11 protein-coding genes and 1 CRISPR repeat array are annotated in these 15,825 nt (G+C 40.4%); of the genes, 3 read left to right on the top strand and 8 right to left on the bottom strand.

All coding sequences use genetic code 11. The annotated features are described in order from the left end of the window. Positions 1-200: 200 nt before the first annotated feature. The gene (locus tag HGR01_RS34880) at positions 201-347 is read right to left on the bottom strand and encodes a ribbon-helix-helix protein, CopG family (RefSeq protein ID WP_045868487.1); all 147 of its coding nucleotides are present in this window, start codon (positions 345-347) and stop codon (positions 201-203) included. A 38-nt stretch (positions 348-385) separates the two neighbouring features. Between HGR01_RS34880 and HGR01_RS34875 the strand changes: the two genes are divergently transcribed. Together HGR01_RS34875 and psbA are read left to right on the top strand one after the other, a co-directional pair. After that, positions 386-1,507 (top strand): RNA-guided endonuclease InsQ/TnpB family protein, encoded by a 1,122-nt coding sequence (locus HGR01_RS34875; protein ID WP_045867859.1) that lies wholly within the window; start codon positions 386-388, stop codon positions 1,505-1,507. A 45-nt stretch (positions 1,508-1,552) separates the two neighbouring features. Continuing rightward, positions 1,553-1,889: direct repeats of the CRISPR family, unit length 37 nt; unit sequence ATTGCAATTAACACTAATCCCTATTAGGGATTGAAAC. A gap of 244 nt (positions 1,890-2,133) precedes the next feature. Further along, complete coding sequence (gene psbA / locus HGR01_RS34870; RefSeq protein ID WP_045867858.1) at positions 2,134-3,216, top strand: photosystem II q(b) protein; 1,083 nt, start codon at positions 2,134-2,136, stop codon at positions 3,214-3,216. An 849-nt stretch (positions 3,217-4,065) separates the two neighbouring features. Here psbA and psb34 read toward each other — a convergent pair. The 5 genes from psb34 to HGR01_RS34845 form a co-directional block, all read right to left on the bottom strand. Next, the gene (gene psb34, locus HGR01_RS34865) at positions 4,066-4,236 is read right to left on the bottom strand and encodes a photosystem II assembly protein Psb34 (protein ID WP_045873339.1); all 171 of its coding nucleotides are present in this window, start codon (positions 4,234-4,236) and stop codon (positions 4,066-4,068) included. 155 nt (positions 4,237-4,391) lie between these two features. Beyond that, a complete protein-coding gene (locus HGR01_RS34860) occupies positions 4,392-5,936 on the bottom strand; it encodes a serine/threonine-protein kinase (protein ID WP_045873338.1) in 1,545 nt (514 codons plus the stop codon). A gap of 443 nt (positions 5,937-6,379) precedes the next feature. Continuing rightward, positions 6,380-8,062, bottom strand: coding sequence for a GMC oxidoreductase (locus HGR01_RS34855; protein ID WP_045873337.1), 1,683 nt, complete (start codon positions 8,060-8,062; stop codon positions 6,380-6,382). A 1,123-nt stretch (positions 8,063-9,185) separates the two neighbouring features. After that, positions 9,186-9,998 (bottom strand): D-alanyl-D-alanine carboxypeptidase family protein, encoded by an 813-nt coding sequence (locus HGR01_RS34850; protein ID WP_045873336.1) that lies wholly within the window; start codon positions 9,996-9,998, stop codon positions 9,186-9,188. 2 nt (positions 9,999-10,000) lie between these two features. After that, positions 10,001-11,746 carry a protein kinase domain-containing protein gene (locus tag HGR01_RS34845; RefSeq protein WP_210403127.1) on the bottom strand — a complete coding sequence of 582 codons (1,746 nt, stop codon included), beginning with the start codon at positions 11,744-11,746 and terminating at the stop codon, positions 10,001-10,003. A gap of 341 nt (positions 11,747-12,087) precedes the next feature. Here HGR01_RS34845 and HGR01_RS34840 point away from each other — a divergent pair, with 341 nt between their 5' ends. Next, positions 12,088-14,466 (top strand): ATP-binding cassette domain-containing protein, encoded by a 2,379-nt coding sequence (locus HGR01_RS34840; protein WP_045873334.1) that lies wholly within the window; start codon positions 12,088-12,090, stop codon positions 14,464-14,466. 442 nt (positions 14,467-14,908) lie between these two features. On the opposite strand, the gene kdpC is transcribed toward HGR01_RS34840, so the two are convergent. Then, positions 14,909-15,553 (bottom strand): K(+)-transporting ATPase subunit C, encoded by a 645-nt coding sequence (gene kdpC, locus HGR01_RS34835; RefSeq protein ID WP_045873333.1) that lies wholly within the window; start codon positions 15,551-15,553, stop codon positions 14,909-14,911. Next, positions 15,553-15,807, bottom strand: coding sequence for a potassium-transporting ATPase subunit F (locus HGR01_RS34830; RefSeq protein ID WP_045873332.1), 255 nt, complete (start codon positions 15,805-15,807; stop codon positions 15,553-15,555). Before HGR01_RS34830 ends, kdpC begins: the two co-directional genes overlap by 1 nt. Positions 15,808-15,825 lie beyond the last annotated feature (18 nt).

Here is a 15,825-nt window from a genome sequence, read left to right as displayed (position 1 = left end):
TTAGGGATTGAAACTTTGAATAATACACTACCCCAATAATACAGCAAAATTGCAATTAACACTAATCCCTATTAGGGATTGAAACCCCCGCAAATATCTGGGGGCATCAGAGCAGGTACAATTGCAATTAACACTAATCCCTATTAGGGATTGAAACTAAAGCAGAACTCCACCACATCATATTTACCAAAAAATTGGGTCTAAAGCCCCGTGCTTCTAGCACGGCTTTTCTTCAACTTCCGGATCATCTCTCTAAGTACGTCATTTTGAGTGCGATCTGTTTCTTCGCAGTATTTCAAAAGCGTTTCATACTCTTCATTAGAGCATCGAACTGTTAATTTCTTCATGCCGTCATATTGCCGTCGTTTTATGGTATAATACTAGCATGAAAACACTGAAGTTTAAATTGTACGAACACAAAAGGAATAGACACCTCAAGCGCACAATCAACGCTGCTGGAGTGATTTATAACCATTGCATTGCTCTACATAAAAGGTATTACCGGATGTTTGGCAAGCATTTAAACTGTGCAAAACTTCAGGCTCATATCGCCAAATTAAGAAAGCGTAATTCTTTTTGGCAATCAGTAGGTTCTCAAGCAGCACAAGATATTTGTCAACGCATTGAGAAAGCTTACCAATTGTTTTTCAAACACAATAACAAAGGAGTAAGACCACCAGGATTTAAGAAGGTCAAGAAATACAAATCGTTCACCCTTAAGCAGGCAGGTTATAAGTTTTTGGGTGGAAATAGGGTAAAAATTGGTAGTCGAGTTTACCAGTTTTGGAAGTCCAGAGAAATTGAGGGAACAGTCAAAACCCTAACTATTAAACGCACCCCGTTAGGTGAGTTATTTATGGTTTTGGTTGTTGATGAGGGTAGCTCAGAAGTTGAAGTTAAGACGGGTAAAATCGCTGGCTTTGATTTTGGGTTAAAGACATTCCTCACTTGCTCAGACGGCACTAAAATTGAATCGCCCCAATTTTTCAAGCAATCCCTAAGCGCCATTAAAAAAGCAAGTTCGCGGCATTCCAAAAAGCTAAAAGGCTCATCTAACAGAGAACGAGCCAGAAAGAATTTAGTACGCAAGCATGAAGATATTTCCAACCGTCGGCGTGATTGGTTCTGGAAATTAGCTCATGAGCTAACAGATAGGTTCGATATTCTCTGTTTTGAGACTTTAAATCTCAAAGGAATGCAACGTCTTTGGGGCAGGCAAATATCAGACTTAGCGTTTGGTGAGTTTCTGCAAATCCTAGAATGGGTTGCCAAGAAGAAGAATAAACTGGTTGTCTTTATCGACCAGTGGTATCCAAGTAGCAAGACATGCTCTAATTGTAAACATATTCTAGAAAGTCTTGATTTGTCAGTTAGAGAGTGGCGTTGTCCTTCCTGTCAGTCAGTTAATGGAAGAGACGAAAACGCTAGTCGCAATATTTGTGCAGTCGGGGCATCGACTGTTGGCTTAGGTGATGTCAGACTGGCTACGCCAGCAATCGCTGTCTGAAGCTAGAATCCCCATGCCTTCAGGCTGGGGAGTATGTCAATGCCGATTGCAATTAACACTAATCCCTATTAGGGATTGAAACCCAACAGCTTTTTTTTTGCGAACTCTTCAAAAGCAGATTAAGATTGCAATTAACACTAATCCCTATTAGGGATTGAAACAATTGCCAATTGTGAATACCTGGTAAAAATCTTTCTCATTGCAATTAACACTAATCCCTATTAGGGATTGAAACGATGAATTAGAAAAGTTAACGGGTTACGATTTCTTATTGCAATTAACACTAATCCCTATTAGGGATTGAAACACCGATATAGGTACCACAGATAACGCAATACCCAGGTTATTGCAATTAACACTAATCCCTATTAGGGATTGAAACGCTCTTATCATCTCTGCTCGCTACTATCGTGCTGAATTGTGATTAAAGCTAATTATTAGTGCCAAAAGCACTACTATCCTGAGATCTGAAAGATATCTGACTTTTAAATAAGTAGAACTAATATGTTTTATTACATTTACAAAAGTTAAAGTACTTGATTAACTTTTGTAAAGCAGTGTAAATTACTCACATAGGCAAGAACACGCCTAATTCATACATAACATATAACCGCAATCATAAAACAATGACAGCAACCTTACAACAGCGCTCTAGCGCTAACGTATGGGATCGCTTCTGCGAATTGATTACCAGCACCAATAACCGTTTATACATCGGTTGGTTCGGTGTCCTCATGATCCCAACCCTACTAGCTGCAACCGCTTGCTTCGTAATCGCATTCATCGCAGCGCCTCCAGTAGACATCGATGGTATCCGTGAACCTGTTGCAGGTTCCTTAATCTACGGAAACAACATCGTCTCTGGTGCAGTTGTTCCTTCTTCCAACGCTATTGGTTTGCACTTCTACCCCATCTGGGAAGCAGCTTCCTTAGATGAGTGGTTGTACAACGGCGGCCCTTACCAATTGGTAATTTTCCACTTCTTAATCGGTGTATTCTGCTACCTCGGTCGTGAGTGGGAATTGTCTTACCGCTTGGGTATGCGTCCTTGGATATGCCTAGCATTCTCTGCACCAGTAGCAGCAGCAACAGCAGTATTCTTGATCTACCCCATTGGTCAAGGTTCCTTCTCTGATGGTATGCCTTTGGGTATCTCTGGTACCTTCAACTTCATGATCGTGTTCCAAGCAGAACACAACATCCTCATGCACCCCTTCCACATGTTAGGTGTGGCTGGTGTATTCGGCGGTAGCTTGTTCTCTGCAATGCACGGTTCTCTAGTAACCTCTTCCTTGGTTCGTGAAACCACCGAGAACGAATCTCAAAACTACGGTTACAAGTTCGGTCAAGAGGAAGAAACCTACAACATCGTAGCTGCACACGGTTACTTTGGTCGCTTAATCTTCCAATACGCATCCTTCAACAACAGCCGTTCTTTACACTTCTTCTTGGCTGCATGGCCAGTAGTCGGTATCTGGTTCACCGCATTGGGCGTAAGCACAATGGCGTTCAACTTGAACGGTTTCAACTTCAACCAATCAGTGATTGACTCTCAAGGTCGTGTAGTTAACACCTGGGCTGATATCATCAACCGCGCTAACTTGGGTATGGAAGTAATGCACGAGCGTAACGCTCACAACTTCCCCTTAGACTTGGCTGCTGGCGAGCAAGCACCTGTTGCACTAACTGCTCCTGCTATCAACGGCTAATTTCTGAGCAATCAAGTAATAGCTTCTCTGTGAATTGAAAGCGCCCTCCCAATTGGGAGGGCGCTTTTAGCGTTAGTGTAAATAAATTGCTAAAAGTATAGAGCGATCGCACCTTGTCATACCAATTTAAATAGTGTTTGCGGCATATCAATATATTCTAGAGGGCATGGCAATGCCCATACGTGTGAACTTAACGTGAAACCCTCTTGGTTGCAAGGTTTCGCCCTCACCCTGTGCCCCTCTCCCACAGGGAGAAGGGAGCAAGAGATTTAGTTCTCCTTCTCCAGGGGGAGAAGGGGTTAGGGGATGAGGGCGCGAGGTATTTGTACAACGCCTGCCCTATATCGCTTTTAGCTTAAGTTGACACCAATGGGCATTGCCATGCCCCTACCATCTGTCGCATTCTTTTTTAAATTGATATCAACTAATACCGATTTGAAGCCCGAAACCCAACAACACCCAATACTTGTCGGTTAAGGGGAAAAGGGGAAGGGGAAAAGGGGCAAGAAATAAACCTTTAACCCTTACCCTTTCACCTTTTCCCCAAACCAAATTAAGAGTTTAAAATCCTTAACCGAGCAGTATTGCAAAAACACCGCTTTGCTGTTGGGTTTCGCTATTGGATTCTTTTTTAAATTGGTATAGACTTCAATACTTGTCAGTTCAGGGTTAAAGGGAAATGGGAAAGAAAAAACCTTTAACCCTTCACCTTTAACCTTTCACCTTTTTCCCAAAACCTTAACCGAGTAGTATTGACTCAACAGCAACAAAAAGACCCAGCTTGGTAGCTGAGGTCAGAGAGAGAAATTTAAATGTGATGGGATATACCGATACCGAAATTAAAAAATTTTAGCTAACTGCAAAAGCAACCCACATAACCGCAGAAACAAACATAGTTGCAATTGCACCTTGTATCAGGTAGTTGCGTTGTTCCCAAATTGCTGGGTATTCAGCGCAATATACCTGGGGTTCAGTTGGATAGTTGTTGAGAACGCCGTCTTCATTAACTGTGGTGTACATAGTTTTTTTTATCGCTTGTTTATTAACTTATGTAAACTAATTTAACAGGATTGTTACAAAAAGTCAACATGGCTTGACAAAATTTGGTTAACAGCGTTAATAAAAAACTCCATCTTCAAGAGGATGGAGTTTTCCGGCGCTTTCCATGAATCAATTTACTGGGCATCACTAACAACCCATCTGCTATTTTGAGCATCCCATAATAGAGAAAAGCGCACAGAAGCTGGGGTTACTTTGCCGTTTTTGAGGTAGTATTGCATACTTGCATCAACGGTGGCTGTTTCTGCGTTCGCTTGTACTAAACTCACTTGTGTGACATCGACGCTTTGCACTCTACCTCCCCACCAATCTATATAGGAAAGATAACCATTAGGGTGGAGTTTGCGATTATTTTGTAAGCTGGGGGTTAGCAGATTCCAAGAAGTTTGAAATTGTCCTTGATTAATATTGGCGTAATAATTTTGGATTGCGGCTTCTGGTGATGGGCGATCGCTTGTTGTTGGTGTTGCAGTTTCCTGAGGCTGATTGCGGATTGTGTTAGATTCCGTGGCTGCGGGTGTTGATTCGCCTAGAATTTGGGGTTGTTTGTTGTTGTGAAGCGCAAAAGCAATAATTATGGCAGCGCCAATCAAACCACCGGCGATTAAACTGGCAATAAAAACTCCTCTTTGTCCATTGCTGGAATTGCTAGGTTGATAAGATGGCGGTGGATTAGCAGGAATTGTATTGGGTTGATGAGAAACCCCTGGACTAACAGGGATTGTATATTGAGTAGGTGCTGGTGTGTTGGCTACTGGTGGTTGAGCATAAGGGTGAGTTGCTGCTGGTGTATTGGCTACTGTTGGTGGTACATAAGGGACAGTTGGCGGAAAGGTATTTGCCCCAATTTGCAAGGCTTGGAGCATTTCTCTAGCTGTGGCGAAGCGATCGCGGGGATGATAGGCGATCGCTTTATCTATCACTCCTGCAAATGTGGGACTGACACTTAAAGCATGATGAGACCAAATAATTTCCCCTGTGCGCGGATCTGTTTCTAATTCTTGCGGTTGTTTCCCGGTTAGCAAATAAATTGCTGTCATGCCTAAACTAAATAAATCACTGGAAAACACTGGCCTACCCATTGCTTGCTCGCTGGGCATATATCCTGGTGTGCCAATTACAATTGAACTGGTAGGATTACCTTGGGAATTTAGTACTGTTCCCATTGTTTCCCGCACTGCACCAAAGTCAATCAGTACAGGTTTATTGTCTCGCCCACGCAAAATAATATTATCCGGCTTGATATCGCGGTGAATGATCCGCTTTGAGTGGATATACTCTAATACTGGTAATAAATTTACTAATATTTCCTTAACTGAACTTTCGCTTAATAATCCCTGCTGTTTGAGTTTCGCTGTGAGAGTTTGCCCTTCAATTAACTCTTGTACGACATAAAATTGCCCTTCTGACTGAAAATAAGCATATAAAGAGGGAATTTGGTCGGTAGCGCCACCCAAATCTTCTAAAATTGCGGCTTCTCTTTGAAAACGTTCTCTTACCAGTTGATAAATCTGGGGGTTGTTTTGAATTGGTTTGAGTAGTTTAATTACACAACGACGCTTGGATGGCATTTGGGTATCTTCTGCTAAGAAAGTCTCTCCAAATCCACCGCCTCCTAAAGTTTGAATAACTTGATAGCGATTGTTCAGCAGGGTTTGCATAAATTGGCGTGAGCCAGTCAGAAAAAGGGTGTTTGTTGTATACTTTACCTCGTTTGTGCTAATTGGTCATAGGTAGAATTTGACTATCGAGTAGATGTTTCGTGTGTTGAAAAATGTTTTGATTTACTAGTGATGGAAAAAGCGATCGCGAAGATGATATGCGATCGCTTTTCTTCTCATCTCTGCAAATGTCGGACTTCCTCTCAAGACCTATTGAAGGCTAATCATTTCTCCAGTACTTGGAGTCTGTCTCCAATCAGTAATTGAAGAAGGCAGCTAAATACGGTTCGGATAAGTATTTTGTATCTCCCTCATGATTTGGGAAAAGGGTAATGGGTAAGGGTGAATTCAATCCTTTCCCCCTTTTCCCTTTGCCCCTTAACCAAACTGTATTGGAAGACAGCTATGCTGGAGCTATAACAGGCCAAAAGTGCAAAAACTGCTTAACTTTTGAATATATCTCGTTTAATAATCTTGTCCATGCAACGTTCTGCTATGGCGCTAATGGTCAAGAAAGGATTGGTACAAGCTGTTGAGCCGGGAATTAGGGCACCATCAACAACATAGAGTCCTTTATAACCCAAAACTCGGCCATAGGAATCACAAGCTTTCCCGATGACACATCCTCCTAAAGGATGTCCAGTAATAGCAGCATCATTATTTTGAGAATCTGCTGATGGTGTTGGATAATTTGGAGAAGATATATGTTGACGTGGTATCATTCCTCGGTGCCCACGATGTTTGGGTTTTCTGCCAAAATTATTGCCATTGAAATTAGCGTATTGGTCAAGATTTTGGAACAAGGTTTCTGTGCTACTAATAATTTGTTCATCTGCACTTTGATCCCAAATTAAGTTGACAGAATCTGTAGTTGCATTATATTCAAATCTGCCTGCTGGAGGCGTTAGGCCTAGACCCAAGCAAGTTTGTGTACCATCAGGACTAATTGCTAGTTCCAGACTTTCAACCACAAAAGGCACAGGAGCATTAAGTTGTTCAATCACAGCACCTGCAGTTCCACCATTACCTGATACAGTACCTAACTCTGTTCTGGTTGTGATGTTGTCTCCATTAGTTCCCCAAAATTGACCAACAAACTGATTCAATTTAGGTAATGTGCCTTTAGCTTTAGCTTTAACCAATAATTTGGAAGTACCAACAGAACCAGCCGCCATGAATAAATAACGACAAGTTAAAGTTACTGGAGAACCCATCACGTTCCCAAATTCATCAATTTTATTGCAAGTGATGCGATACCCTCGCTTTTCGCCAGGAATTTCGGCAATTTCAGTAACTATATGTAAAGTCAGAACATCTATATTACCTGTATATTCTGCCTGTCGTAGATAGTTATTATCTAAGCTATTTTTAGCTCCACTATTAACACCCCACCAGTTTTGTCCATCAATTACAGAAGCTACTCTTGTGCCTTTGATTTCATCCCGAACTTTGTTCCAATCTACTGCCAAATCTAACAAGAAACTGTTATAGCCTGCTCTACGAGCATTTTCTATAAAGAATCTTGTTTTGCCATAATATTTAGTCTTTAAAACATCACGGGGGATTGGCGATGGTTGCAGCATCTGTTTGACTCTGGGATAGTAAACAGAATCTAGTTCGTCATAATCAACTAATTTTCGATTAAAAACTCGATAGAATATCTCTTTTTTTGGTTGATAAGCAATAGCATTATTAACCAGTGAACCTCCACCAAAGCCAGCACCATTAACAACAGTAATTCCTGTTTCTACAAGAGTTTCAAAAACGCCTGTATATACTTGTGGTGTTGGAGTTCCAAACACAGTTGTTGAACTCAGCCAAGTAGAGCGCTTATCGGGATTAACTAAATCGAAATTAGCAAAAGTATAGTCTTGTGAGTTGAGACCAGGTTGAACATTCTTAATTGGCCAGCGTCTTCCTCGCTCGATAATCAGAGTTTTTACACCAGCTTGTCCTAAACGTAAAGAAGCTATGGCTCCTCCATATCCACTACCAATGACAATAGCCTGGTAATCAAGCTCATCAGCAAGAGTTTTACGAGAAGTAACCACTGAGGTTGCTAAACCAGCAGAAAAGAAAGCAGCTGTTTGAATAAATTGACGGCGATTATAAGCTCTGTAGACCATATTTCTGCATCCAAGATGTAACAAGCAATGATTCGACAGAAAAAAGATTTGGAGAAGCTTAAGCTAAATTCCCCATAGCAATTTTCACGTAGTATAAACACACCCGTGTAACTTCTAACTCCTATTTTTTAGTGCTTATTTAGAGTTCATTTCACCCCAAGGAGAAGCACTATCGTGAAAAATTACGCATTGTCCAAATTGGAAATCTTAATTGTATGTGAACCCAATTTAGTAGTTTCAGGCGTTTGATAGTAACCTTCAGATAGATTTCACTCAGTGCTAAAAAATTGTTGAAAAATAAGGTTCTAATTCCTGATACCTACATCTCATATTGAGATATTGGGTATTTACTGTCAATGCGTAAGTTGTATTTTTTAAATTCTCTACTGAATTTGGTAATTTTTTTGTCAAGTTTATGTAAAGTTTTCACTGAGTAAAGCAACACTTCATTCCATTACTCAGTCTTTAACCAAAAATCAGGGTAATTGCAGTGATTGGTGATGTGGTAATAGTAGCCAGATTATGGATTAACTGGCTTTTAATCACATATCACAGCTATTCAATAACTAAGAAATATAAAAAATACTATTTGGTTATTGAGAAAGACTAAGAAATAATACGGATAAGTAATTTTATTTAACAGTAAACTCTGCTAAACAACAAATAGGTAAAGATAACTTTAATATCTCGTTGTCGAATAGTAAACAATCCTCAACAATAATTTAGGATCGGTTTTGATGGTTGACTGTGAATAGTTGACCATCAATAATCCCTGATGTGAGATTTCACAAATTATAATAATTACTCTATAGCTATATATATAAAGAAAAAACTAGGAAGTGAGATTGCCTTGGTAATTGGTAATTGGTAATTGGTAATTGGTAATTGGTAAACTGTATTTTTCTTTCCCATTACCCATTACCAACTTTCAAAGATATGATAAGTGTTCAAACGGACATGAAATTATTTGTCGTTTGTTCCTGATCCTTTGCCAATACAAATGACGAATGAATAATGATGAAAGGATACCTTGAAGGGTAGTTATGTAATTGAGATATTTTTTAGCTGATTGAGCAAATTCTTTCTCTCCTTCTGCTACCCCTAGCGATAGGATATTTTTTAATTATCGTTGATTTCTAGCATTCGCAAATACAGCAGTTGCAGGTGCTGAACCTACATATCGCCAGTGCCAAGGCTCAAAACTTACACCTTGAGAATTGTTACGAGGAAACGATAATTCAAAGCCAAATTCTTTAGCGTGGCTAGTCAACCAACGATAAGCATCTGTATTTTCAAATGCTAAAGTAATATCTTGTTTGGGAAATTTACCATCTGTTAAATCTAAAGCAAAGCCTGTATGGTGTTCGCTGTAACCTGGTGGTGCGCTAATTTTTGCAGCTTCTTTTTCAGAACCCCGGCGCTTAATTTGTTGTAGAAATAACTTTTGTTGTTGTTCGATAGTGCGAAATCCAGATACAGGAATAATCCAAACGCCTACTTCTCTAGCTGCATAAGTCATTTTCATAAATGCTTGTACAGCTTCAATATTTAAAGATTCAAAGCGCTGATCTGCACCACTAGCATAACTACCAACTAGCGTCATTTGATTGGAATTTGCTTGTGTATAGGGAAAATGCCCATAAGCTAGCTGATTAGAGTTGACTTTTTGATTAACTGAACTAGTTCTAGCTACTTTTAGAGGAGTGGAATTCGTCGGTAAAGCTGCTGTTGGTATTGCAGGTAAATCTGATGTTGGTTGTGATGTTGGTTGAGTAGTAACTACACTCGGTGTAGGGGGTGCAGTGGTAGCTTGAACTGCTGGATTTGATGCTGAAAATCGCATCATTAATGTCCCACAAATTACTATACTAAAGGCAACAATTGTGGCAATAATTAAAATGCGGGCAAGATAAGGTAACTTAGAGAAAAATCTCATAATTATTTGGTAATTATTTCAGTAGCAGATATTTTCCAGCGCTGGTCTACAAGTTCTAATTCATAGCGCACTGTTCTAGTTTTAAAGTCGGTTTCTTTAGGTAATATATTGCCATTTCTATCAAAAAGCTTCCGGTCTTCAGTAACTTTTACTTGAATAATGGCTTCGTTGCCTTCAACGAAGAAATCATCTACGCTGTCAATTTGTTGTAAGCCATATTTGTAATAATGACCGTCAGTTTTGAGAGAATTAATTGAGCCATTATATCCCGCAACTTGTTGATATTGTTTCCCCGTAGTTAATTCCTCTGCTGGCTGAGAATTGTAGGGAGGTGCAAACATGACTTTTTTTGCTTGTAGCCAGTTATTAATTAAATTTTTGGCTTCGGCTTCTGTCAATACTTCGATTGTATCTGCAGGGTTTTCGGTTGTTTGAGGACTGGGAATTGGGGTATTTGTTTGAACAGGAATTACTGCTTTAGTAGTAGGTTTAACAACTGGTGTATCTGTGTTAGTTTTCGTTGAAGAATTACCTGATGATGTATCTGTGTTAGTTTTAGTTGAAGAATTACCTGATGAGATTTCTGTATCTGTGATTTGTGGAGAAACAGAAGGTGAACTAGAAGGGGAAACACTGGCTACTGGCTGTGGTTGATTAGATAATTTTCCTTGCACTAACCATAAACCACCAACCACAACTATACCTATGGCACCACCAATAATTACACCTTGTTGCCAAGTTCCTAAACCTTGGCTAGTAGGTAAGGGTGGATTGGGATAAGGCAAAGGCGAGGGGGGAGGAGTTGGCGGTTGATATTGCGGTGCTGGCGATGCGGCGACTGTTGGTATTTCTGCATAGCCAGGAGAAACTGGTGGAGTTGGTGTAGTGATGATTGTGGGCGCGATAATCGGTACAGTGGGTGCAGCTGGAGTCTGCAATGCTGCTAGCATATCTCTGGCGCTGAGATAGCGATCGCGTGGTGATTGTTGTATTGCTTTATCCAAAACAACCGCAAAATCTGCACTGGTATTCGGGACAGCATTTCGCCACAGAATGTCCCCTGTACCATGATCTGTAGGAAATTCTGAGGGTAATTTGCCTGTCAGTAAATAAATAGCTGTCAGTGCTAAACTATACAAATCACTAGAAAAAACTGGTCTGCCTACTGATTGTTCCATAGGCATAAACCCTGGCGTACCAATGACAATGGACTGACTGGAATTACCAGAAGCAGTCATAATTGTACCCATTGATACTTTGACTGCACCGAAGTCAATTAAAATTGGTTTGCTATCTGCAAACCGCAAAATTATATTATCTGGTTTAATATCTCGATGTACAATGCGCTTGCTATGAACAAACTCTAGCACTGGTAAAATATTAATTAAAATATCCTTGACTGCACTTTCACTCAGCAATCCTTGCTGTTTAATGATTTGAGTTAAAGTGTTACCTTCAATATATTCCTGTACTAAATAAAATTGCCCATTCTCGACAAAGTAAGCATATAACTTAGGAATTTGATTGCTGCGATCGCCTAATTCTTCTAAGATGGCTGCTTCCTGTTGAAATCGTTGCTGAATTAATTGGTAAACCTGCGGATTATTCGCTACAGGTTTCAGTTGCTTAATTACGCAACGGCGGCTAGAGGGCATTTGAGTATCTTCAGCCAAAAAAGTTTCCCCAAAACCGCCACTACCAAGCACGCGTAGTACTTGATAACGATTATTCAATAGTGTTAACGTCATAATATTTGGGCTGGTCAGTGTTTATGTATAATTTGTAATTAGCTTTTCAATATCATAAACTTTTGATATATTAATTGAATATATTCTCTTCAAATAAAATTAATTTTTGATAAGTAAATAAGTATTAGATTCAATCAGTTTAAGATTCATAGTAATTACAGAGCATGAACTACATCGCACTTTTTGATGATGTTATTTGATGCTTGCAGTTGGTGTTTGGTATTTATTAAGAGTCCAGAGTCAAAAGTGAGTTATCGTCCTACTTCTTTTTGTCCCCCAATTCCCAGTCCCTAATCCCCAGTCCCTAATCACCAATCCCCAGTCACCAGTCCCCAAAGATTATGGTACAGCTACCTTCACAAAGTCAGACTGTTCTCAGCACCAATCCTTATTTAGAATTAAATAATCAAGGTGAGGTTTTATACTTTGAGCTAAAAAAGCCACAGCATATTTTGGGACGCGATCCCAATGTAGCTGATTTAGTGGTTCCCCAACAGTGGAATGTTGTGTCTCGTTGTCAAGCAGTCTTACGACAAGATGGCGTTGACTACCGCATCTATGATGGTGATGGACAACAACCCAGTAGTAATAAGCTATATGTCAGTCATTCTCTAGTTACCCCCACAGAAGGCTATTACTTAAACCACGGTGTTGAACTGCAAATTGCCCAAAACCCAAATCAATTAATTCAGGTAAGATATTTCAACCCCAACAACGCACATTCAGTTACTACACCAACAACTTATACAATTCCGATAAAACAGCGTTCGGTGTTATTAGGACGCGATCCCCAAGCTAACTTGCAGTTAGATACGCCTACGGTTTCCCGTCGCCACGCCATCATAGATACGGATAATCAAGGACGCTACATTCTGCGGGACTACAGTACTAACGGAGTTTTCGTCAACGGTAAACAAGTCGTTGGTTCTGTGGTATTGACAAATGGGGCGAAAATCCGCATTGGCCCTTATACATTGGTAGTGCGGGATGATAATTTAGAAATTCTCGACCAAGGCGATCGCATTCGTCTAGAAGCGCATGACTTAATTCTGGAAACCAAAGGTAAACGGCGACTTGATGATTTAACTTTTGCTATTGAACCGGGACAGTTTGTGGCTTTAGTTGGCGGTAGTGGTGCGGGGAAGTCAACTTTGATGCGGACATTGTTGGGAATTGAGAAAATTACTCAAGGTGCTGTGCAGATTAACGGCGTAGATTTGCAGAAAAACTTTAATTTGTACCGCACTCAAATTGGTTATGTCCCCCAAGATGATATTATTCACCGAGAATTGACCGTGGCGGAAGTGCTAACCTATGCAGCCAAGCTGCGTTTACCACCGGATAGTAATTTGCCAACTGTGGTAGAACAGGCTTTAGCAGCGATTAAAATGACGCATCGCCGTCATGCTTTAATTAGTGATTTGAGTGGTGGACAACGCAAACGAGTTAGCATTGGCGTAGAATTGCTAGCCGATCCCAAATTGTTCTTTCTCGATGAACCCACTTCCGGACTCGATCCCGGCTTAGATAAACAGATGATGCAGCTATTAAAAGACTTAGCGCATCAAGGCGGGAGAACAATCATTTTAGTCACTCATGCGACAGCCAACATTACCGAATGCGATCGCATAGTGTTTCTCGGTTTGGGTGGGAGACTCTGCTATTTTGGTACACCCCAAGATGCATTACAGTTTTTTGGTGTTAACGACTTTGCAGATATTTATATCAAACTCGAACAAGAGTTAGAAGTAGTTAAATATGCGATGCAATTCCAGCAATCTAGCTATTATCAAAAATACATAGCTAGTCAAATCAGCTTTGGTAATATCCAGTCAACTAAATCCTTTGCACCGACTCCCAAGCAAATATCATTTTGGCAGCAGTGGCTGTTATTAACGCAACGTTACTGGCAATTAATTGTACGCGATCGCGTGAATTTGGGGTTAGCGCTGTTCACCGCACCCATCGGTATAAGCTTGATTATGTTAGCGCTGCGAGATAAAACCCCCTTTGTGGAAGGAAACGAAGCCGATCCCACCCTCGCATCATTAGCCTTGCAAGTATTATTTGTCTTTACTTGTGCAGCTTTATGGGTAGGACTTTCCAGTTCTCTGCAAGAAATAGTCAAAGAGTCAGCAATTTACTTAAGAGAACGCTTAGTTAATTTAGGATTATTAGCTTATCTTGCTTCCAAGGTCACAATTTTATCAGCTTTGGCAATTGTGCAAACCCTATTAATGGTAGCAGTAATTCTCTTAGGTTTTAAATCGCCCGACCCCAAAATTATTTCTTGGTCATTAGGATTAGCAATTACTACATTTCTCACCTTATTAGCAAGTTTTAGTTTAGGCTTACTTGTCTCGACAATTGTGAGAAACAGTAGTCAAGCGAATAGCGCTTTACCATTACTACTGCTACCACAAATTATCTTTTCTGGAGTTTTATTTAAAACTGAAGGTGCTATCAATAAATTATTGTCCTGGCTGATGGTCAGCCGTTGGTCAGTGGGAGCTTATGGGACTTTAGTTAATGTTAATAACCTTGTACCATTACCAACCCAATTACCTGATGGTAGTACAATTCCCCAACCCTTTAAACCTTCAGCAGTTTACAATGCCACATGGGAAAATTTAACTGAAAATTGGGGATTGTTATTATTACATACAGCCGTTTATTTATTGCTTACCTTGTTATTGCAAAAGCGGAAGGATATTTTTTAGGTTTGGTAATGGGTAATGGAAAATTATCACATGTAAAGTAATAAGCTGTTGTGCATTTAAATTGTGATAAAACAGCGTCGCCTTTATTTTTGAGTTTTCGTCCCCATTTAATAATTAATACTAATTTTAAAAAAGAATGCGACAGATTGTAGGGGCAAGGCAATGCCCATTGGTGTCAACTTAACGTGAAACCCGCTCTTGTGCAAGGTTTCGCCCTCACCCCCAACCCCTCTCCCGCCGGGAGAGGGGAGCAAGAGATTTAATTCCCCTTCTCCCCCAGGAGAAGGGGTTAGGGGATGAGGGCGCGAGGTATTTGTACAACGCCCACCCTATATCGCTTTTAGCTTAAGTTGACACGTATGGGCAATGCCTTGCCCTCTAGAATATATTGATGTGTCGCCAACATTATTTGAATTGGTATAACCATCACAATTGATAGGCTTTAACTGGCAGATTTTAAAGCATCTAAAGCGAGATTTAATTGCAAGACATTGACCCCAGGCTCACCAAAAATTCCCAGAAAACGACCATCAGTATTTTGATTAATTAAAGTTTCTAACTCTTGGGATGATATTCCTCGCGCTTTAGCGACACGGGCAATTTGTGCTTTGGCTGCTTCAGGGGTAATGTGGGGGTCAAGGCTAGAACCAGAGGTGTAAACTAAATCTGCGGTAGGTTGGACACCGGCTTTTTTCAAACGGTTTAAATCGCCTTCAACCCGTTTGCTGGGATCGGGATCGTCTTTACCTTTGATGCGTTCTAGTAAGGCGGAGTTGCTGGGAGCAAGGTTACTAGCACCGGAAACCCCTGTTTGTAAGACTTTAGCATCATCTTTTGCAGGATCGGCGGTACTGTAGCTGGTGGTGCTGGGGCGAGAGTTAAAATAGCGATCGCTACTAAATGGTTGACCAATTAAAGCAGAACCGACAACTTGACCTTGGCTATCTTTGATTAAACTACCATTGGCTTGATAGGGAAATACAATCTGTCCCACAGCAATCATCATCAATGGATAGATAATTGCGCCAATTATCCAAAGTACAAAGGTAGAACGAATTGCTCTGCTGGCTTCTCTGGTAAAACTCATTAGAATTTCTCCGGTACAAACATCACAAAAAATAAATAAATAGAAAGACTCAGGGTTACTAGTCCTAACAATCCCAAAGCCCAGGCTTGTGTGCGAGAAAATTCCTCACCTGTGGCTGCATATACAACAGGCGCAACCACCAGGTTGAAGCACATTCCCAGAAATATGGATAAGGGCAGTTTTTGTTTACGCCAGTCTGAAAATATTTCGGTAATATCTGCAATTATTTGGGTAGATTTTTGGAGCGATTTCATAACAATTGGTAATTTGTA

It is taken from the genome of Tolypothrix sp. PCC 7712 (assembly GCF_025860405.1).
Classification (GTDB): domain Bacteria; phylum Cyanobacteriota; class Cyanobacteriia; order Cyanobacteriales; family Nostocaceae; genus Aulosira; species Aulosira diplosiphon.
Note: the sequence above shows the minus strand (reverse complement) of the source record. Positions and strands in the feature narration are given on the sequence as shown.

Coding starts and splice junctions, on each gene's coding strand:
- HGR01_RS34880 (WP_045868487.1), bottom strand. CDS start 347: ATGAAGAAATTAACAGTTCGATGCTCTAATGAAGAGTATGAAACGCTT.
- HGR01_RS34875 (WP_045867859.1), top strand. CDS start 386: ATGAAAACACTGAAGTTTAAATTGTACGAACACAAAAGGAATAGACAC.
- psbA (WP_045867858.1), top strand. CDS start 2,134: ATGACAGCAACCTTACAACAGCGCTCTAGCGCTAACGTATGGGATCGC.
- psb34 (WP_045873339.1), bottom strand. CDS start 4,236: ATGTACACCACAGTTAATGAAGACGGCGTTCTCAACAACTATCCAACT.
- HGR01_RS34860 (WP_045873338.1), bottom strand. CDS start 5,936: ATGCAAACCCTGCTGAACAATCGCTATCAAGTTATTCAAACTTTAGGA.
- HGR01_RS34855 (WP_045873337.1), bottom strand. CDS start 8,062: ATGGTCTACAGAGCTTATAATCGCCGTCAATTTATTCAAACAGCTGCT.
- HGR01_RS34850 (WP_045873336.1), bottom strand. CDS start 9,998: ATGAGATTTTTCTCTAAGTTACCTTATCTTGCCCGCATTTTAATTATT.
- HGR01_RS34845 (WP_210403127.1), bottom strand. CDS start 11,746: ATGACGTTAACACTATTGAATAATCGTTATCAAGTACTACGCGTGCTT.
- HGR01_RS34840 (WP_045873334.1), top strand. CDS start 12,088: ATGGTACAGCTACCTTCACAAAGTCAGACTGTTCTCAGCACCAATCCT.
- kdpC (WP_045873333.1), bottom strand. CDS start 15,553: ATGAGTTTTACCAGAGAAGCCAGCAGAGCAATTCGTTCTACCTTTGTA.
- HGR01_RS34830 (WP_045873332.1), bottom strand. CDS start 15,807: ATGAAATCGCTCCAAAAATCTACCCAAATAATTGCAGATATTACCGAA.